The organism is Gluconacetobacter tumulisoli (assembly GCF_014174155.1).
In the GTDB taxonomy this organism is placed as follows: Bacteria; Pseudomonadota; Alphaproteobacteria; order Acetobacterales; family Acetobacteraceae; genus Gluconacetobacter; species Gluconacetobacter tumulisoli.
This window is the reverse complement of the sequence record NZ_JABEQM010000003.1, coordinates 84,517-103,562: the sequence shown is the minus strand read 5'-3', so window position 1 is coordinate 103,562 and position 19,046 is coordinate 84,517. Positions and strand designations below refer to the sequence as shown.

Annotated in this window: 20 protein-coding genes; 12 read left to right on the top strand and 8 right to left on the bottom strand. The window is 66.1% G+C overall.

Annotation, left to right across the window (positions count from 1 at the left end; genetic code table 11):
* Nucleotides 1-304 precede the first annotated feature (304 nt).
* The 3 genes from HLH28_RS04745 to HLH28_RS04735 are packed head-to-tail and all read left to right on the top strand — an operon-like array spanning nt 305 to nt 2,872.
* A complete protein-coding gene (locus tag HLH28_RS04745; protein WP_182955275.1) occupies nt 305-1,702 on the top strand; it encodes a cytochrome ubiquinol oxidase subunit I in 1,398 nt (465 codons plus the stop codon).
* Nucleotides 1,703-1,727: 25 nt separating this feature from the next.
* Nucleotides 1,728-2,741, top strand: a complete 1,014-nt coding sequence (gene cydB, locus HLH28_RS04740; protein ID WP_182955271.1) for a cytochrome d ubiquinol oxidase subunit II — start codon at nt 1,728-1,730, stop codon at nt 2,739-2,741.
* Complete coding sequence (locus tag HLH28_RS04735; RefSeq protein ID WP_182955269.1) at nt 2,741-2,872, top strand: DUF2474 family protein; 132 nt, start codon at nt 2,741-2,743, stop codon at nt 2,870-2,872. Before cydB ends, HLH28_RS04735 begins: the two co-directional genes overlap by 1 nt.
* An 85-nt stretch (nt 2,873-2,957) precedes the next feature.
* On the opposite strand, the gene HLH28_RS04730 is transcribed toward HLH28_RS04735, so the two are convergent.
* Nucleotides 2,958-3,593, bottom strand: a complete 636-nt coding sequence (locus HLH28_RS04730; protein WP_182955266.1) for a TetR/AcrR family transcriptional regulator — start codon at nt 3,591-3,593, stop codon at nt 2,958-2,960.
* Between the two features lie 70 nt (nt 3,594-3,663).
* On the opposite strand from HLH28_RS04730, the gene HLH28_RS04725 reads away from it, so the two are divergent.
* Entirely contained in the window at nt 3,664-4,239 is a 576-nt protein-coding gene (locus HLH28_RS04725; RefSeq protein WP_182955263.1) for a hydrolase, read from the top strand.
* 8 nt (nt 4,240-4,247) lie between these two features.
* Nucleotides 4,248-5,336, top strand: a complete 1,089-nt coding sequence (locus tag HLH28_RS04720) for an AbrB family transcriptional regulator (RefSeq protein WP_182955261.1) — start codon at nt 4,248-4,250, stop codon at nt 5,334-5,336.
* A 9-nt stretch (nt 5,337-5,345) separates the two neighbouring features.
* On the opposite strand, the gene HLH28_RS04715 is transcribed toward HLH28_RS04720, so the two are convergent.
* Nucleotides 5,346-6,656, bottom strand: coding sequence for an NRAMP family divalent metal transporter (locus HLH28_RS04715; protein ID WP_182955258.1), 1,311 nt, complete (start codon nt 6,654-6,656; stop codon nt 5,346-5,348).
* Between the two features lie 304 nt (nt 6,657-6,960).
* On the opposite strand from HLH28_RS04715, the gene HLH28_RS04710 reads away from it, so the two are divergent.
* The gene (locus tag HLH28_RS04710; protein ID WP_182955256.1) at nt 6,961-7,353 is read left to right on the top strand and encodes a DUF1488 family protein; all 393 of its coding nucleotides are present in this window, start codon (nt 6,961-6,963) and stop codon (nt 7,351-7,353) included.
* 115 nt (nt 7,354-7,468) lie between these two features.
* A complete protein-coding gene (locus HLH28_RS04705) occupies nt 7,469-8,356 on the top strand; it encodes a slipin family protein (protein ID WP_182955254.1) in 888 nt (295 codons plus the stop codon).
* A 57-nt stretch (nt 8,357-8,413) separates the two neighbouring features.
* On the opposite strand, the gene HLH28_RS04700 is transcribed toward HLH28_RS04705, so the two are convergent.
* Both HLH28_RS04700 and HLH28_RS04695 read right to left on the bottom strand, forming a co-directional pair.
* Nucleotides 8,414-10,804: a glycoside hydrolase family 15 protein gene (locus HLH28_RS04700; RefSeq protein WP_182955252.1), complete on the bottom strand. Its 2,391-nt coding sequence runs from the start codon at nt 10,802-10,804 to the stop codon at nt 8,414-8,416.
* 327 nt (nt 10,805-11,131) lie between these two features.
* Entirely contained in the window at nt 11,132-11,497 is a 366-nt protein-coding gene (locus tag HLH28_RS04695; RefSeq protein WP_182955250.1) for a hypothetical protein, read from the bottom strand.
* Nucleotides 11,498-11,508: 11 nt separating this feature from the next.
* Between HLH28_RS04695 and HLH28_RS04690 the strand changes: the two genes are divergently transcribed.
* From HLH28_RS04690 to HLH28_RS04670, 5 genes are all read left to right on the top strand, one after another.
* Entirely contained in the window at nt 11,509-11,874 is a 366-nt protein-coding gene (locus tag HLH28_RS04690; protein WP_182955248.1) for a hypothetical protein, read from the top strand.
* 34 nt (nt 11,875-11,908) lie between these two features.
* Entirely contained in the window at nt 11,909-12,865 is a 957-nt protein-coding gene (locus tag HLH28_RS04685; RefSeq protein WP_182955245.1) for a D-2-hydroxyacid dehydrogenase family protein, read from the top strand.
* A 6-nt stretch (nt 12,866-12,871) separates the two neighbouring features.
* Complete coding sequence (locus tag HLH28_RS04680; RefSeq protein WP_182955243.1) at nt 12,872-13,429, top strand: flavin reductase family protein; 558 nt, start codon at nt 12,872-12,874, stop codon at nt 13,427-13,429.
* A gap of 56 nt (nt 13,430-13,485) precedes the next feature.
* A complete protein-coding gene (locus HLH28_RS04675) occupies nt 13,486-14,382 on the top strand; it encodes a fructose bisphosphate aldolase (protein ID WP_182955240.1) in 897 nt (298 codons plus the stop codon).
* 285 nt (nt 14,383-14,667) lie between these two features.
* Nucleotides 14,668-16,905, top strand: a complete 2,238-nt coding sequence (locus tag HLH28_RS04670; RefSeq protein WP_246395678.1) for a S9 family peptidase — start codon at nt 14,668-14,670, stop codon at nt 16,903-16,905.
* A gap of 13 nt (nt 16,906-16,918) precedes the next feature.
* On the opposite strand, the gene HLH28_RS04665 is transcribed toward HLH28_RS04670, so the two are convergent.
* The 4 genes from HLH28_RS04665 to HLH28_RS04650 form a co-directional block, all read right to left on the bottom strand.
* Complete coding sequence (locus HLH28_RS04665) at nt 16,919-17,497, bottom strand: DNA-3-methyladenine glycosylase I (RefSeq protein WP_182955238.1); 579 nt, start codon at nt 17,495-17,497, stop codon at nt 16,919-16,921.
* An 83-nt stretch (nt 17,498-17,580) separates the two neighbouring features.
* Nucleotides 17,581-18,132 (bottom strand): DUF4232 domain-containing protein, encoded by a 552-nt coding sequence (locus HLH28_RS04660; protein WP_182955235.1) that lies wholly within the window; start codon nt 18,130-18,132, stop codon nt 17,581-17,583.
* Nucleotides 18,133-18,151: 19 nt separating this feature from the next.
* Nucleotides 18,152-18,619, bottom strand: a complete 468-nt coding sequence (locus HLH28_RS04655) for a hypothetical protein (protein WP_182955232.1) — start codon at nt 18,617-18,619, stop codon at nt 18,152-18,154.
* A 72-nt stretch (nt 18,620-18,691) separates the two neighbouring features.
* The gene (locus HLH28_RS04650) at nt 18,692-19,033 is read right to left on the bottom strand and encodes a hypothetical protein (RefSeq protein WP_182956093.1); all 342 of its coding nucleotides are present in this window, start codon (nt 19,031-19,033) and stop codon (nt 18,692-18,694) included.
* Nucleotides 19,034-19,046: the final 13 nt, after the last annotated feature.

Genomic DNA, 19,046 nt, shown 5'->3' with positions numbered 1-19,046 from the left:
CCCGCTTCCGCCCAATCCAGCCATACCCTGCACACAACCCGTCCATGTCGGACGGTATCTGCCTGCCGGGTCCCTGCGCCGCAGCTGTCCTTATCCGGGCGGCGATATGGGAAATCCGCGTCCGGCGAGGCATCCTCCGTGGTTCCGCCACGTTCCACCCAGGCGACGGGGGTTCGCACGCCCCCTCTTGACCCATACATTTTGCGGACATATGGGTTCATTGTTTTTATTTTGTATGGATATTGTTCCGGCATTGCCTGGCACGCCATCTCGACATCCGGCCCGCGGCAAGGAGGCACCCATCATGTTCGGCCTGAGCGCATTGGAACTGGCGCGCATCCAGTTCGGCTTCACGGTTTCCTTCCACATCATCTTTCCGGCCATCACCATCGGCCTGGCCAGCTACATGACGTTTCTCGAGGCGCTGTGGCTGTGGAAAAAGGACCCGGTCTATCTTCAGCTCTGCCGCTACTGGTCGCAGATCTTCGCGGTCAATTTCGCCATGGGCGTGGTGTCCGGCCTGGTGATGGCCTACGAATTCGGCACGAACTGGAGCTATTTTTCAGCCCGGGCGGGCACCGTGACCGGCCCCCTGCTGACCTACGAAGTCCTGACGGCCTTCTTCCTCGAGGCAGGGTTCCTGGGTGTGGCCCTGTTCGGCTGGGACAAGGTGGGCAAGGGACTGCATCTGTTTGCCACCGTCATGGTCGCGCTGGGCACGCTGATTTCCGCCACCTGGATCCTGGTGTCGAACAGCTGGATGCAGACGCCGGTAGGATACAGGATCGTCGATGGGCGGGTGATCCCGGTCGACTGGCTGCAGATCCTCTTCAACCCCTCGGTGCCCTACCGCTTCACGCATATGGTGCTGGCCGCCTTCCTGGCGACGGCGCTGTTCGTCGGCGCCACGGCGGCGTGGCACCTGCTGCGCGGCGAACGCACGCCCGCCGTCAAGCGTATGATGTCCATGGCGATGTGGATGATCCTGATCGTCGCCCCGATCCAGATCGAGGCCGGCGACCAGCATGGGCTGAACACGCTGGAACACCAGCCCGCCAAGATCGCGGCCATCGAAGGCCATTGGGACAATGACGAGGACCAGGTACCGCTGATCCTGTTCGGCCTGCCGGACATGGCGGCCGAAAAAACCCGCTACCAGATCGCCGTGCCGCATGTGGGCAGCCTGATCCTGACCCATTCCTGGAACGGCAGGATTCCGGCCCTGAAGGATTTCCCGGCCGAGGATCGCCCCAACTCCACCATCATCTTCTGGACGTTCCGCGTCATGGTCGGGCTGGGCATCGCGATGCTGCTGCTGGGCGTGGCCGCGGCGTTCGCGCGGTGGCGCGGGCGGCTGTACGATTTCCGGCCGCTGCTGACCTTCGCGCTGGTCATGGGGCCGGCGGGGCTGATCGCCATCCTGGCCGGCTGGCTCACCACCGAAATCGGCCGCCAGCCCTGGGTCGTCTATGGCGTGCTGCGGACCCGCGACGCGGTGTCGAACCATTCGGTCCCGGTGCTGACGGCGTCGCTGCTGACCTTCGTCGTGCTGTATGTGTGCATCTTCGGCACCGGCGTCCTGTACATGCTGCGCCTGGCCGCCAAGCCGCCCGAAGCCGTTCCCAGCCACGACCACGACCTGCGCCCCGACGAGCGCCCTGCCCGCCCGATGTCCGCCGCGCCGAATCTTGGCGACCTGTAACCTTCAGCCCCAAGGAACCAGAGTCATGGGTATCGATCTTCCGCTGGTCTGGGCGATCATCATTGCCTTCGGGGTGCTGATGTATGTCGTGATGGACGGCTTCGACCTGGGCATCGGCCTGCTGTTCCCCTTCATCCCCGACCGGACGGAACGGGACACGATGATCAACACCATCGCCCCCGTATGGGACGGGAACGAGACCTGGCTGGCGCTGGGGGGCGCCGGATTGATGGCGGCGTTTCCGCTGGTCTATTCCGTCGTGCTCAGCGCCTTCTACATTCCGCTGCTGCTGATGCTGGGCGGCCTGATCTTCCGCGGTGTCGCCTTCGAATTCCGCTTCAAGGCCGACGAGGCCCATCGTCCCTTCTGGGACAAGGCGTTCGCCGGCGGGTCGATCCTGGCCACCCTCTGCCAGGGCTGGGTACTGGGCGGGTTGATCAACGGCCTGCACGTCACCGGGCCATCCTACGACGGGGGCGCCTTCGACTGGGTGTCACCCTTCAGCCTGTTCACCGGCATGGCCCTGCTCGCGGCCTATGCGCTGCTGGGCGCGACATGGCTGATGTTCAAGACCGAGGGGGCGCTCCATGACCGGATGCGGGCCTTGGCGAAACCGCTGACACTGGCCCTTCTGGCCTGCATCGCCATCGTCAGCATCTGGACGCCCCTGTTGCACCAGGCCATCGCCGACCGCTGGTTCACCATGCCGAACATGGCGATCCTGGCCGTGGTGCCGGTGCTGGTCATCGCGATCGCCGCCGTACTGCTGCGCAGCCTTGGCAACGCACGCGGCAATCACACCGTGCCGTTCCTGATGTCGCTGGGCCTGATGCTGCTCGGCTATGTCGGGCTGGGGATCAGCCTTTGGCCGAATATCATCCCGCCGGCGCTGACGCTGCGCGATGCGGCGGCGCCCCCCGAAAGCATGGGCTTCGCGCTGGTCGGTGCGCTGTTCGTGATTCCGTTCATCCTGATCTACACCGCCTGGGCCTATTACGTGTTCCGCGGCAAGGTCCGTCACGGGGAAGGATATCATTGATGCGCATTCCCTTCCGGCCCCGCACCCAGCTTGGATGGATGGTCGCCCTGTGGCTGGCCGGCGTGGCCACCATGGGGGTCTTCGCCGGCGCCATGCACCTGGTCATGGCGGCCGTCGGCCTGACGCCCTGAACTGCATTCCGCGGGCGATCCGACGTGTGTCTTCGAACACGGAAGGCGCGCGTCGGATCGCCGCCGGCCCGCATTTTCAACATTTTCAAACAGGCACCCAGCGCCCGGCGTCCCGGACATACAGCCGCGCCGCCCTACGTAGTTCGGCCAGCAGCGGCGCGCCGGTGGTCCGCTCCTCCTCCGTCAGGGCCGGGACCGTCTTCAGCAGATGCTGAAGCAGCGTCGCGACGGTCGCCGCACGGTCCGGCGGCAGCTCCGGCATCGCCGAGCACAGGATCCCGGCAATCCGGCCCCGGATGAAATCCCGCAGGAATCCACGGCGATAGGGGCCGTCGCGCCGGGCCTCCACCAGGATTACGGCCGCCGCGCGTTCCGCCTGCAACTCCAAAGCCATGTCGATCAGTGCATCGGCCAGCCCGTCCGGCTCCATCTGCCCGGCCATGGCCGCGATCCGGTCCAGCCGTTCGTTCAGCCGCGCGAAATAATCGCCCAGCAGCGCATCGGCCAGGACCTCCTTGGTGGGGAAGAAACGATACAGCGAACCGATGGCGGTGCCGGACCGCGCGGCGATCTCGGTCATCGTCGTGCCGTCGAACCCCTTGTCGTGGAACAAATCGGACGCCGCCTCCAGGATGGCCGCAACCCGCATCCGCCCGCGCGGGCGTTTGGGCGCGACCGGTTCGGCCGATATCATCGGCGATGTTGCCTTTTGCGAGGACATCCTCAATTATCCATTTGCGAGCCAATCCTCGCATATCATGTCCCGCTTTTCCTGTCATGGAGGCATGCCGATGCCCGCCCTCGACCCCTGTACCACCGCCCTTGTCCTGATCGACCTCCAGAACGGCATCATCGGCCTGCCGCTCGCCCCACGCACGGGGACCGAGGTTCTGAAGGCCAGCCGCCATCTGGCCGCGCGCTTCCGCCAGGCCGGCGCCCCCGTCGTGCTGGTCCGCGTCGCATTCTCGGCCGATTTTCGCGATGCCCCGCCCCAGAACGTGGATGCGCCCACGCCCCGCGCCGCCCTGGAAAACCTGCCCCCGGACTGGAGCACCCTGGCCGAGGGGCTGGCCCAGCCTACGGACATCGTCGTCACGAAACGCCAATGGGGCGCCTTCCACGGCACCGAACTGGACCTGCAACTGCGCCGGCGGGGCATCCGTACGATCGTCCTGGGCGGCATCGCTACCAATTTCGGTGTGGAATCCACCCTGCGCCAGGCCTGGGAACTGGGTTATGACGTGGTGGTGCCCGAAGATACCTGCGCCAGCCCCTCGTCCGACCTGCATGACATGGCGATCCGTCATATCTTCCCGCGCCTGTCCCGCGTGACGGACGCGGCGTCGGTCACGCTGGCCGGGGCCTGACCGTCCACGTGTCCCGGCCCTCCCCCTCTGTCCGGCCACCCGCCACATGGCCGCTGCCTGCGCAATGGGGGGCGTTGCTGGCGCTGTCCGGCACGCTGGTCCTGGTGCTGGAAGGGCTGCATATCCCGGCGGCGCTGCTGCTGGGCCCGATGGGGGCAGCAATCGCGCTGTCCGTCCTGGAGGGTACGGTACGGGTGCCGCACTGGCCCTTCACGCTGGCGCAGGGCGTGATCGGATGCATGATCGCCAGGACCCTGCAACCCGCGATCCTGCACGAGGCCCTGCGGGACTGGCCGCTGTTCCTGGGCGGCGTGATCTCGGTCATGCTGGCCAGCGTCGTGCTGGGATGCCTGCTGACACGCTGGCGGGTGCTGCCGGGCACGACGGCGCTGTGGGGGTCATCGCCCGGCGCGGCCAGCGTCATGGTCCTGATGGCCGGCGCGTTCGGCGCGGACATGAGGCTGGTTGCGTTCATGCAGTATCTGCGGGTCATGTGCGTGGCGCTATGCGCGTCGCTGGTCGCGCGGCTATGGGGGGCCGGCGGCGGCCACCCGCCCGCGATCGACTGGTTCCCGGCGACGCCTCTTCTGCCGTTCGGCGAAACGCTGGCGCTGGTCGGCGGCGGCGTCGCCCTGGCGCGGCGGCTGCCCATCCCCGCCGGGCCGCTGCTGGTCCCGCTGGTGGCAGGGACCATCCTGCAGGACACGAACGCGATGTCCCTGACCCTGCCGCCGTGGCTGCTGGCCGCGTCCTATACCCTGGTGGGCTGGAGCATCGGGCTGCGCTTCACCCGCGCCATCCTGCTGCATGCGGCCCGCGCCGCCCCGCGCGTGCTGGCGGCGATCGCCGCCCTGATCGCCCTGTGCGGCGGCATGGCCGCCCTCCTGGTCCGCCTGGCCCATATCGATCCGCTGACCGCCTATCTGGCCACCAGCCCGGGCGGCGCGGATTCGGTCGCCATCATCGCCGTGTCCAGCCATGTGGACGTGCCGTTCGTCATGGCCATGCAGATGGTGCGCTTCGTGGTGGTGCTGCTGGCCATGCCCGCGATCACCCGCCTCCTGGCCCGGCGGATGACCGACCGGCGACCGACCTGATCGGCGCGGTCAGAACGCCGTGACGAACATCGCGACGACGATGGCCGCCATCACCCCGGTCGCCAGCCAGCCCAGCACCCGCAGGATCCCCCGGATCGCGAATGGCCCCATGATGTCGCGCCGCGACGCCAGCAGCATCATCACGATCATGACCGGCACCGACGTCACGCCGTTGATCACCGCGCTCCAGTACAAGGCCCTGATCGGGTTGATCGGAGTAAAATTCAGGATCATGCCGATCAATGTCGCGATGACCAGCACGGCGTAGAAGGCCTGGGCCTCCTTGGGCCGCCGGGCGAGACCCATGGGCCAGCGCCGCATCTCCCCCACCGCATAGGCGGCGGATCCGGCCAGCACCGGCACCGCCAGCAGTCCGGTGCCGACGATGCCCAGCGTGAAAATCTCCGACGCCAGGCGGCCCGCCAGCGGACTCAGCGCCTCGGCGGCCTGCGCCGATGTCTCGATGCTCAGGATCCCGCGCGGGTGCAGGGTGGCCGCCGTGGTCATGATGATCGCCAGTGCCACGAGGTTCGAAAACCCCATGCCCACCAGCGTGTCGATCTCGATGCGATGCAGCGCGCGCCTGCCCTGCGACGGCGCGTCATACAGGTCGGTGCGCAGGGGATAGACATGCATGTCCTCCACCTCCTCCGACGCCTGCCAGAAGAACAGATAGGGGCTGATGGTGGTTCCCAGGACCGCAACCACCGCCACGATCGCGTCGCGGTCCCAGGGGCCGCCGGGCCAGACCAGGCCACGCGCGCACGCGCGCCAATCGATATGAACGAACGCCAGGGTCCCGAAATAGGCGAACAGCGCCAGCGTCAGCCACTTCAGTACGGCGACATAGCGCGTATATTCAAGGAACAACTGCATCGAAATGCAGATCGCCGCCATCAGAACGACATACAGCACCCGGGGTGCCGGCAGCAGCAGGGTCAGCGCATCCGCCATCGCCCCCAGGTCGGCGCCAAGATTGATGATATTGGCCGCCAGCAGCATCAGGACCACCGACGCCAGCAGCCAGGACGGATGATGCAATCGCAGGACCCCGGCGATGCCATGCCCCGTCGTGCGGCCGATGCGCGCGCTGATGATCTGGATCGCTACCATCAGCGGATAGGACATCACCATCGTCCAGCCCAGGGCATAGCCGTATCGCGCGCCGACCTGCGAATAGGTGGCGATGCCGCTGGGGTCGTCGTCCGACGCACCGGTGATCAGGCCGGGGCCCAGAACCCTGAACAGGTTCGGGCGGCTGGTGCCGACGACCGGGCTGGGCTGTTCCGGATCCTCGTCGCGAAGGTCTGATGACGTCATGAACGGGACATGGCTGGCGTTCTCCGTACCCGGCGCAGGCCGGTGACAGGGTTGGTCAGACCACCGACCCTGTCCGAAATATAGACACGGATTCAATTTTTTGATTGCCGTTTTTATAAAATTCGCATCGCCACCCTGTCCGTGGTAATGTCGGCAACGTCTTCCGATTACCATCGGTTGCTGACACAGGAACGCGTCATGGCCAAGGAACGCCCCGCGTCTCCCGACGAATAAGACGCCTTTTCAGTTTGTCGTCTGCAAAGCGACGTGACGGGCGCATTTTATTTTCATCAGGGGAACGGCGATGACTACTTCACAGGACGCGAACCAGGTGCCTGACGACCGATTCATCCGTTTCGAGGTCCAGGACGGCAGCCGCCGCGTCGGCTGCATGGTCTCGGGCGAAGCGCTGGAGGCCGCGGCCGGGCTGGCCCTTCCATCGACATCGCTGTCGCGGCGGCGGTCCTTCGACCGCTTTCGCACATTGATCAACGCCGCCGCCAAACTGAAGCTCGCCGGGACCGCACAGCGGCAGGATGGCTGCCTTATCCTGGAAAGCGAGGATTTGCGGCGCGTTCCGCCCGAGGCCGGCGTGCCACTTTTCGGCAGCTTTTTCCGCGACAACAGCCGGGCGGCGCGCGTCCTGCCGGACGAATGCGGGGCGCTTGCGGCCGCCGCATCGGACGATAGGGCCTGACGGAACCGGCGCCGGGCGGCGACGTTCGTACTTCCGTCCCGTCCGGGATCGCGGTGAGGACCATCCGGTCAACGGACAGAGCCTTCATGCGGCCCCTCGGCCGGAAGCAACGGCGATGAACCCGATCACATTGGTTATCGTGGCGGCCCTCATACTTGCCGGCCTGTGGGCTGGCGGAATCGTGACGCCCGAAGCCGGCAACATCAGCCCCCTGTATGCCCTGCCTTTCCTGGGCGCGGCCGCTCTTGTCGGCCTGTCCCTCAAGATGGCCAATACATGGCAGAAATTCGTCGTGCTGCGCGCGGGCAAGCTCCAGGGCGTTCGCGGTCCCGGGCTGTTTTTCATCATTCCCGTCATCGACCGGATCGTGGCCGTCATCGACGAGCGCATCCAGACGACGGGATTCAATGCGGAACAGGCGCTGACCCGGGATACGGTTCCGGTCAATGTGGATGCGGTGATCTTCTGGCATGTGCACGATGCGCAGGCCGCCGCGCTGAAGATCACCAATTATCGCGAAGCGATCGACCGGGTGGCCCAGACCTCTCTGCGCGAGACCATCGGATCATCGATGCTGGCAACCCTGCTGTCGGACCGCACGGCGTCGAACGAACGGCTCCGGGCTGAAATCAGTGCCAAAACCGCCCATTGGGGGGTCGCGGTGATGTCGGTCGAGGTGCGCGACGTCGCAATTCCCGTCGCCCTTCAGGACGCGATGTCGCGCCAGGCACAGGCAGAACGTGAAAAGCAGGCGCGCATCATCCTGGGATCGGCGGAGGCCGAGGTGGCGAGCCTGTTCGTGGCGGCGGCGGACAGCTATGCGGAACATCCCGCGGCGCTCCAGCTTCGCGCGATGAACATCATCTATGAAACCACCAAGGAGCGGGGCTCCACGATCCTGATTCCGACCTCGATGATCGACAGCATGAACCCGGCTTCCGCGATAAACCTGGCGGCTCTTGCGTCCCGCCCCGACGACCGGCCGGCCCAGCCGCCCCCTTGAAGCCCGTCAAAGGGGCGACTTCGAAAGATTCCTTTCGATAACACGTTTCTTGAACGCCTATCCCTGGACGGCGATCTCGAAATCCTGCCCGCGCCATGTTCCGTCCGGGCGCCGCCACGTGAAGACGACGCGCGAACCGGCCGGGACCTGTGCCGTCGGCAGTTCGGCCGCAAACAGGCCCAGCCCCGTATCCTCGGCCAGGGTGTCGGTCGTGTGCCGCCAGTCGTCGACGCTCCAGTGAATCATCGCCGCCTCGCACAGTTCGACCCGGATGTTCTGGCCCGCCGGCATGCGGGTCCGTCGCCAGGATTCCCGCCAGTCCCGCAATCGCGGTCCCCGTTTTTCCACAAGGTAGCGCAGCACCGTCTGCGGCGGCAGGTCGAAGACCGCCTCGTCACGCAGGCTGCGCAGCAGCTTGATATATTCGGCATGCGCCCAGACCAGGGGCATCGCCGAACCGCTCGGCTGGCCGCGAATCAGCCCTCGCCAGGAAATATCGTCCGCGTCCCACACCTGTTCGGGCAACAGGCCGCCACGGCTGGCGCAGCCCTCCATGGTGCTGCGCAGCCGGGCAGCCTCGCCCAAATCCCCGGCCAGGATCGCATAATGCGCCCGCTCGCCGGTCAGCAGGGGCCACGCGCGCCCCCGGCCCACACCGTCGAACGGCCTGCCGTCGTCGTGCTCGCCATATCCGTCGCGATTATAGCGATGCCAGGCCGGACCCTGCGGCAGATCCACGCGGGTCAGGTGATCGACCACCTTGATCGTGTCGAGGATGCGCGGATCGTTCGCGGCCCGTAATCCGAACCGCACCAGCGCCAGCGCGTCGGCGCCGACCAGTTCGTCGGCGGGGATGGATGTCTCGTTCGACGGCCTGTTCCGCACCGTGACACGCGCATGCCGGGGTACGCGCGACAAATCCCTGTCCCCCTCGGGCGCGATCCGCAGGTAATAGCCCGATACCCCCAGCGCATCCGCAAGATCGGTGCCGCAGACATGGATCCAGGCGTCGATGTCGGCATTCCACGCATCGGCCGTGTCGCGCAGGAAACCGGCGATGCGCGTTTCGCCCAGCCGCTGGGCCAGTTCGGCGGCGACCAGCAGGCCGGCAATCTCCACCGCCAGGGTCGCCGGAGTGTATCCCGCGTTTTCCTCCCACCGATCCTGTTCGGTCGCGGGGCCGTTGCGGACGATGAACCCCGCCGCCGCCCGCACCATCGGCCAGAAGCGGACAAGTTCCTGCTCCGGCACCGCGCCGGAGCGAAAGGCGAGATCGAGCAGCAGGATCGGATACGCCGTCTCGTCCATCTGCAATCCGCCCCAATAGGCGGTGCCATCGAGCCAGCAATTCTGCAGCCAGTGGCCGTCCGGTTCCTGGACCGCGCGCAGGTAATCCAGCGTCCGCCGCGCATCGGCCACGGCACCACAGGCCAGCAGGGCCCCCGCCGTTTCCACCAGGTCGCGCGCCCAGACCAGATGATACCCTCCCATGTCGTCGTCGCCCTTGCTGGTCCCCCAGGGGATCGACAGGCTGGCGATCGTGCCGCCGGGAAAGCGCGGGCTTTCATGGGTCCGCAGGACCGCCGTGCTGATCCGGTAGAAATTATGCGGGGTCGCGCCATGCAGCGGGTCCAGCGGTTCGAGGCCGGCCTGCCAGCGGCGCCAGGCGGTCGCGTAATCCGCCTCGGCCCGGTCGTAGCCCCGTGCCAGGCTCGACGCAGCCTGGAATGCGGCCTCCTCCGGCTTCCGGCCGAACCCGATTGCCAGAAGCACCGGCCGATCCGCGTCGATTTCCGCGACGAGGGCGACGTTCCCGTCAGCGGCACGATCGTGGATATCGGCCAGATACCCATGCCGGCGCAGGATCTGCCATCCATCCGACGTGCCGACGAACCCCACGCTGCGCATCTTGAACCCGCTGTCGCAGGCAAGGGCCAGCGTCGTGCCGTCCCCCGACGCGAACAGCATGTCGGCACCCTTGTATGTGCCCAGCCAGCCGGTATTGTCCGCCCCGCCATTGACCAGGTGCGGCGCGAGCAGGACGAACAGCCGCAATCCCGATATTCCGTTCCCGGGTTTCAGCGAAATCCGCTGCAGTACCGCGGAGTGCAGGGGATCGGAAACGATCTGCTTGTGAATTGTAAAACGCCCGGCCCGACACCGATTGACCAGGGTATGCAGCGGCACGCCATCCGCCGCCCTGCGTACCTCGCTTTCCATGTCGCGTTTCTCCTCGACGAACAGGCCGCCGGGAACGCCATCGGTGACGATCAGCCCGCAGTCGCGCGTGCAGGCCTGGTCGACACGGGGATAGTAGATTTCGTTCAGGATCCCGTGACTGAGCGTGAACCAGACTTCGCTGCGCGCGTCCAGGGCGGTCCCCACGCCGTCCTTCGCACTGGAGGTCCATCGGGGTTGAATGCCAGGATGGCCAGGCGCATCACTCAATTAACTGCTCCCGCCGGCTGGGCTCGGCATACGTACTTGGGGACTGGCTCGGTGCGAAGACCCATGCACCGAACGCGACGATGTGGATCGGCCCCCTTGGAAGCGGACCGTCCGCAGCCTTAACGCCCGATCCTGCGTCTGGGTGCCCCGCACGACCAATTCTTCGTTCGTCAGGACGATTCAGCAGCGCACGTTTCCGAAGGGACGGACCCCGAATCACCTGCTCCCTGGAAGGGCCGGAACAACGCCATTACCTGAAATGCCTCATGATAATGCCGGGTATTCCAGTCCCGTTCCAGCAGCACCCTCGCGGGCCCATCCTGCAATTCAGGCGGCGATCGCCACGAGAACCGCCCAGACCACCACCAGGAGAATCAGAACCACCAGTCCGATTTCATCCCAATTCGAAAAGCTGCCACGACGTTCCCATCCGGATGGCGAGGGCTGCTTCATAAAGCCCGACATGCTGCATCCTGTCGCACGCAATGATTTGACATAGGGCATGTGGTCGAAATCCGGCCTTGTTGAAGACCTGTCAGGTGGCATCATGCGAAAAATATCGTAGACGAAAGGAAAGAAGGATAAAAATCGCGCAGCCTGCAATCGGGACGATTGGCGACGGAGTTCGGTGTAGAACCACAAGGCCAATCGTATATTAACAAACAAATCGTGACCGGCCCGCTGGAACGTCATGATGATTTATCGTGGACTGGGAGCGGGCCGAATGGTTATTGTGCTTTTCTTGCCAGCGAACCAGAAAACACAGCGCGGTATCGTCCCGGGATGGTGCGAACGCGCCCATTGGGATGGGAACCGAAGCGATGCGTGATGCTGACCGTTGCGCGAAAATGCGCTCGTCGGATTGCGACAAGTCGGATCGCGGGATTCCCCCTGACTGCGCCCGGATGATCGCGCTGAATCTCTGCCCCGTCGAAAATCCGGACCTGCAGGTCGTGGATGCCCGGTCGCGCACCTGGGATCACTGGTTATGGCCGGTCATTTCCATGACGGCCCTGCTGATCGCCCTTGTCGCCTCGGCCGATGACCTGCTCCACCATATGACGCCGTGACGTCGCGCCTGGCCGTGCCGTCGGAGTCCGCCCGATGAAGACATGCGTCATCCTGGATGACTATCAGGGCGTGGCCCGGCGCATGGCCGACTGGAGCATCCTGTCCGGCCGCCTGGAACTCGTAACCCTGCATCATCATATCGCGGACGAGCAGGCGTTGGTCACCGCCCTGGCGGATGCCGAAATCGTCGTCATCATGCGAGAGCGCACGCCGTTCCCGGCGCGGCTGTTCGCGCAACTGCCGGCATTGCGGCTGCTGGTCACCAGCGGTATGCGCAATGCGGCGATCGACCTGCAGGCCGCGGCCGCCCACGGCGTCACGGTCTGCGGGACGGGCAGCGGGTCCGAGGCGCCGGTCGAGCTGACGTGGGCCCTGATCTTCGGCCTGGCCCGGCATCTGATGACCGAGAATGCCGCCCTGCGGCAGGGCGGCCCGTGGCAGAGCACGATCGGCACCGAGCTGTACGGCCGGCGGCTTGGGCTTCTGGGCCTGGGCAAGATCGGGACGCGCGTCGGGATGATCGGCCGGGCGTTCGGCATGAAGGTCACGGCCTGGAGCCCGAACCTGACGCCGGAGCGCACCGACGCCGCAGGCGTGGCGCTGGCGGCCTCGAAGGAGGAATTGCTCGAAACCAGCGATTTCGTCTCGATCCACCTTGTGCTGGGCGAAGGGACGCGCGGCCTGCTGGGCGTGCCCGAGCTTGCGCGGATGCCTGCGCATGCCTTTCTGATCAATACATCGCGCGCCGCCATCGTCGACCAGCCGGCGCTGATCGCCGCGCTGGAACACAACCGGATCGCCGGCGCGGGGCTGGACGTGTTCGATCACGAACCCCTGCCCGCCGACCATCCCTTCCGGCGCCTGCCCAACGTGCTGGCAACGCCGCACCTGGGCTATGTCACCGATAGCAATTACCATACTTATTTTTCCGAGACGGTGGACGACATCGCGGCGTGGCTGGCCGGCACGCCCGTGCGCGTCCTGTCGTGATCGGACATGAAGACCTATCCCGCCTCGAAAGCCTATCGCCTGCTGGAACCCGGCCCGGTGGTCCTGGTCACGACGCGGGACGCGTCCGGCCGCGCCAACATCATGACGATGGGCTTTCACATGATGGTGCAGCATGACGGCCCCCCATTGATCGGGGCCTGCATCGGCCCGTGGGATTTCAGCTACGCCGCGCTGCGCGAGACGGGCGAATGCGTCATCGCCATACCCACCGTCGATTTGGCGGAGACAATGGTCGACATCGGCAATTGCTCGGGCCGGGACGTCGACAAGTTTGCCCGCTTCCGGCTGACCGAGGCGCCGGCCAGGACGGTCCGGGCGCCGCTGATCGCGGAATGTCTGGGCAATATCGAATGCCGGGTGGCCGACACCGCGCTGGTGGATGCCTATGGGCTATGGATCCTGGAGGCCGTCCAGGCCTGGACCGATCCCGATCGCAGGGAACGACGGACATTGCATCACAACGGGGACGGGACATTCACGGTTGACGGCAAGGTCATCACCCTTCAGGACCGAATGGTGCTGTGGAAACAGTTTCAGGATTGAATTTCTTCATTCGACCCTCGAACATGCGTCACGGGCCCATAAAAGGATGAAAAGTCATGTCCATTGACCGTATGAAAGCGCAAATGTCTGAAAAGGCCGGCTTTATCGCCGCTCTGGACCAGAGCGGGGGGTCGACGCCCGGTGCGTTGCGCCATTACGGCATTCCGGAAACCGCCTATGACGGCGACGCCGAGATGTTCAGGCTGATGCATGAAATGCGCGTGCGCATCATCACGGCCCCGTCATTCAGCGGGGAAAAGGTCATCGCCGCCATCCTGTTCGAACGCACGATGGACGGGCTGGTCGAGGAGAAGCCGGTTCCCAGCTTCCTGTGGGAAGACCGCGGCGTGGTGCCGTTCCTGAAGGTCGACAAGGGGCTGGAACCCGAAAAGGGCGGCGTCAGCCTGATGAAGCCGATCCCGGGCCTGGACGAATTGCTGGCACGGGCCGTGAAGCTGGGCATCTACGGCACCAAGGAACGCTCGGTCATCAACCTGCCGGACCGCGAGGGCATCGCCGCCATCGCAAAGCAGCAGTTCGATCTGGCCCGGCAGATTTCCGCGCACGGGCTGATGCCGATCCTGGAGCCGGAAGTCCTGATCAAGAGCCCCGACAAGGCCGGTGCCGAAGCGATCCTGCTGGAAGAACTGACCAAGGGCCTGGATGCCCTGCCGGAAGGCGAGCAGGTCATGCTCAAGCTCACCATTCCCGATGTGCCCGACCTGTATCGGGACCTGATGACCCATCCGCGCGTGCAGCGCATCGTCGCCCTGTCCGGCGGCTATCCGCTGGACGAGGCCTGCGCGCGCCTGGCAGCCAATCACGGCATGATCGCCAGCTTCTCCCGCGCGCTGGTCGGGGACCTGAAATATTCCATGAGCGACGCCGAATTCGACGCGACGCTGGCGCAGGCGATCGACAAGATCTATCGCGCCTCCACCATCAAGAACTGACGAATCGCCTCGGCGCCCCCCCGGTCGCGGCTGGTCCGGCTGTCATGTCCCTGGCATTCCTGCGCGAATGTCCGGGATCGACAGGGCACCCCGTCTTGCCATGTCAATAAGCCAACTCCTACCATTCCATCCCCTGTCGTAACGCTCCGTCCCTGTCGGATCGACCGCGTCGGGGGCGTCGTCCGCACTATGGGATATGGAATGATCGACTTTGCCCGGGAAGGACGCGGCGCCTTCCCCTCCCCTGCCGCGACCGTCCGACAGCGGATGGCAGGACCGGGTCCGTTGGCCCGCCTTCTGCTGGGCCTTCCCATCCTGCTCCTGCCGGCGATCGGGCATGCCGCCTCCACGCGGCCCTCTCCGGATCTGGCATCCCAGGGCGGTCAGTGCTATGCGGACCTCGCCGCCACGCGGAGCTTCACGCTGGGCCTGCCCCGCCACGCCCAGCCGACGCCGGACGGAAAATCGGTCCTGTACCTGCGCAGCGCCGCCCGGGACACGACCCTGCACCTCTGGCGCTTCGATCTGGCTGCGGGGACCGAAACCGAACTTGCCCGTCCCGCCGACGGGCCCGAAAATCTGTCGGTCGAGGAAAAGGCCCGGCGCGAGCGTGCGCGGATGACCCTGACCGGAATCACCGATTTCGCATTGTCGGGCGACGGTCGAACCGCCCTGGTCACCCAGGCCGACCGGCTGGCGCAGGTGGATATCGGCACGGGACGCGTGACCGACCTTCCCGGGCGCGGCTGGATCGCCCCCCGGTTCTCGCCGGACGGCACGCATGTCGCGGCGGTGCGCGACAACGACCTTTATGTCATCCAGCCGGGCACCGGCGGCACGGTCCGGCTGACCCATGGCGGGACCGATACCCTGACCCACGGCCTGGCCGAATTCGCCGCGGCCGAGGAACTGAGCCGGCCCGACGGGCTCTGGTGGTCGCCCGACGGCCAGGCGCTGCTCTATGAGGAAGCCGACCTGTCGGGCGTCGAGCGCCATTTCATCGCCGATCCCCAGTATCCGGCCGCCCCGCCTGTCGAATTCCGCTATCCACGCGCCGGCACGGCGAACGCTCGCGTCCGTCTCGGCCTCGTCGCGCGCACCGGCGGCCCGACACGCTGGGTGGCCTGGGACAGCGCTGCCTTCCCCTATCTGGCCCGCGTCGTCTGGCCGAAAGGACACGGCCCGCTGACGCTGGTCGTGCTCAACCGCGCACAGACCGAGGAACGACTGCTGCGCGTCGATGTCGCCACCGGACGCACGACCCTCCTGCTGCGCGAGAGCGATCCGGCCTGGATCAACATCACCCCTGCCGGCGAAGGGCGCGGGCACGCCCTGCCGCACTGGCTGCCCGACGGCAGCGGCTTCCTGTGGGCGGCGGAGCGGGACGGGAAATGGCGCCTGGAACTGCGGCATGCCGATGGGACGCTGGATCACGCCGTGACACCGCCCGACCTGCCCTTCGTCTCGCTGAACGATGTCGATCCCGGTGCCGGCACGGTGACGGTGACCGCCAATCCCGACCGGACGCAGACGGCACTCTATCGCCTGGGCCTGCGTGGCGGCGCGGCCACGCCGGTTGGCACCGAACCCGGATTGCACGCGGCCCGGTTTGCCGACGGCGGGCATGCGATCTTCGTGGACAGCATCATGGCGGCGGACGGCGGCGCGACCACGCTGGTTCGCGACCGGGACGGACATACGCTTGCCACCGTGCCCAGCGTGGCACAGACCCCCACCCTTTCGCCGCACATCCAATATACCCGGGCGGGGTCGCGCGACATGGACGCGATGATCGTCCGCCCCGCCGACTTCCGGCCGGGCAGCATCTATCCGGTCGTTCTGTCGGTCTATGCCGGCCCCGGATACAAGGAGGTGTTGCAGGCGCCGCGCCTGTACCTGGAAAGCCAATGTTTGGCCAATCACGGATTCATCGTCGTCAGTCTGGACGGACGGGGAACGCCCGGGCGCGATCGTGATTGGGAACGCGCTATCAAAGGCGACCTGATCGACTTGCCGTTGCAGGATCAGGTCGACGGCCTGACAGGCCTGGGCCAGCATTTTCCCGAAATGGACATGGCACGGATCGGCGTGCATGGCTGGTCGTTCGGTGGCTATTTCACCGCAATGGCGACGATCCGCCGGCCGGATATCTTCAAGACCGGCGTCGCCGGGGCACCTCCGGCCGATTTCGCCGATTACGACACGGCCTATACCGAACGTTATCTCGGCACGCCGCAGGACGACCCGAACGGCTACCGGGCCAGCAACGTCCTGACCTATGCCGGGAACCTGTCGCGGCCCCTGCTGATCATGCACGGCCTGACCGACGACAATGTGTATTTCGAAAACACGATGAAGCTGACCCAGGCGTTCATCACCGCCGGCCGGCCGTACAGCCTGCTGCTGCTGCCCGGCACCCATCTGCTGACCGACCCGCGCCTGCGGGGCCGCGTCTCCGTCGCGCGGGAGGCGTTTCTTGCCACCACCCTCGGAAAACCGACGCCGGCCGATACGATGCGCTGAACGCCCGCTCCGCCTAGCGGGCCGCGTGATGGCGGAAGCAGGCCGGATCGTGATCGTCGACCATGCCGACGGCCTGCATCCAGGCATAGACGATCACCGGTCCGACAAACTTGAATCCCCGTGCCTTCAGGACTTTCGACATCGCCAGCGACTGGGGCGACTGCGCCAGCACCTGCCCGGTGGTGTTGCGCACCGGGGCATCCGGAACCATGCTCCAGGCGAAATCGGAAAATGCCTCGCCGCCGTCACGCATGGCGAGATAGGCCCGCGCATTGCCGATCGTCGCCTCGATCTTGGCGCGCGCCCGGATGATCCCCGGATCGGCCATCAGGCGCTCGACATCGGCTGCATCGAACCGTGCGACGATCTCGGGGTCGAAGCCCCGGAACGCGCGACGGAAGCCCTCGCGGCGACGCAGCACGATCAGCCAGGACAGGCCCGCCTGAAAGCCTTCCAGCACCAGCATCTCCCACAACGCCCGGCTGTCGCGGACCGGAACGCCCCATTCCGCGTCATGATAGGCACGCAGCAGCGGATCGGTCTCGGCCCAGCGGCAGCGGGTCAGGGACGTAACGGAATCAGCATCAGGCATACCCCGGCATAGCACGCCACGCCCCTGAGCCCTCTTGAAAATGCGCGTCGCATTGCCGCCAGAATGCATTTCCAAAGGGGCTTTCAGCGATGTCCGTCTTTACCCTGTCCCCACAGGGTCGGGTCGGGCTGCAGGGGCGCCTGGTCGAAATAACGCGTCGTACGCGCCGGCGCGCACATCGATCGTCCGAAATGCTGCCGCAATGAACCGCCGGGCACCTCCAGCACGGTTGTCTCCGGCGTCACGCAATTATGGCCGTCATCGAAGACGTCACCGGATACCCAATGCAGCCGCGCCGTCAGCTCGGCACCCGGCGCCACCGCGACGGGCGGCAGGACGGGGCCGGGATGCATGCCGGGCGGCGGACGACGTCCGACCGTCAGAGGGACGTGACCCTTGCCTTCGAACCACACGACAGGCCATGCCGCCAGGACGCAGGCCGCGGGGCCGAGATTGCGGATCACCAGCAACGTTCCGCTCTGCGACATTCCATCGAACTGGCCGTTCTCGTCATCGAGGCCCAGGGACAGTTGCGCGGCGGTGCAGCCGGGAAACGGATCGGGCACGGAACCGCCGGCAGACGCCGCGTCCGCCGTGCGCACGCCGCCCCACAGGAACACCAGCGCCCAAATCATCGTGGGCCGCCGGCGGCCCCTATGGACCGGGCGGAACATCGGCACCCGGCTGGACCTCGAACCGCAGCACCCGGCCCGTCACCGGATCCAGGTGGCAGGCCCATGTGAACGCCGTCCAGCGTATCGGCCCTGCGGCCTGCAAAAACTGGCCGCGTCCCTGGACAAGGGCCGTGCTGACGACACTCTGACTGCCGGGCCGATCGTCCTGGAGAAAAAAGCGATGCGCGGAACTTCCCAGCCGGACCAGAACCGGCCGCGCCGCGTCCTGGCACAGATAGGTCGTCATCAGCCATGCCGTGCCCTGCGCGCGGACGGCGGCGCGTTCCCCCGGATCCCGGATGGACAGGAGGTGGCGTGTGATGATCTCTCGTTCCATCGGCGAGGGCGTCACGCCGGCCGCGTCGTCCGCACGGGCGGCAACGAGCGCGGGAGCCGTAGCCAGCAGGCAGCCGGACACTACGACCCGCATCACCGGAAACAGACGCATTTCCTTTCCTCCCCGCCGCGCCAGGCCAGCCTGGCGCCCCCGGCTGGCCCGATGACGTCATGATGCGCTCGATCAGCGTTCATGGACGGCATCGGGCATGCCCTGTGGCCCCATCGGCATCTTCATGCCGTCCCCGTTGCCATCGCATCCCGTTTTCGACATGTCCATGCCCTTCATCTTCATGCAATTTCCCGTCTTTCCTTCCATCGTCATCCCGTTCATGCCGGATGACGGCGTGCTTTTCGTCTTCGCGTCTCTCTGCGTCCTGTCGTGGTTCATTCCCGACATGCCCTCCATGCCGGCCATTCCCTGCATTCCGGACATGTCCGGATCATTTTGCGTCCCGGCATGCGCCGCCGATGCCGTCAGCAGCAATGCGGTGAACAGGACGCGTTTGACCATCATGGCGAACATCGATGTCTTCCTC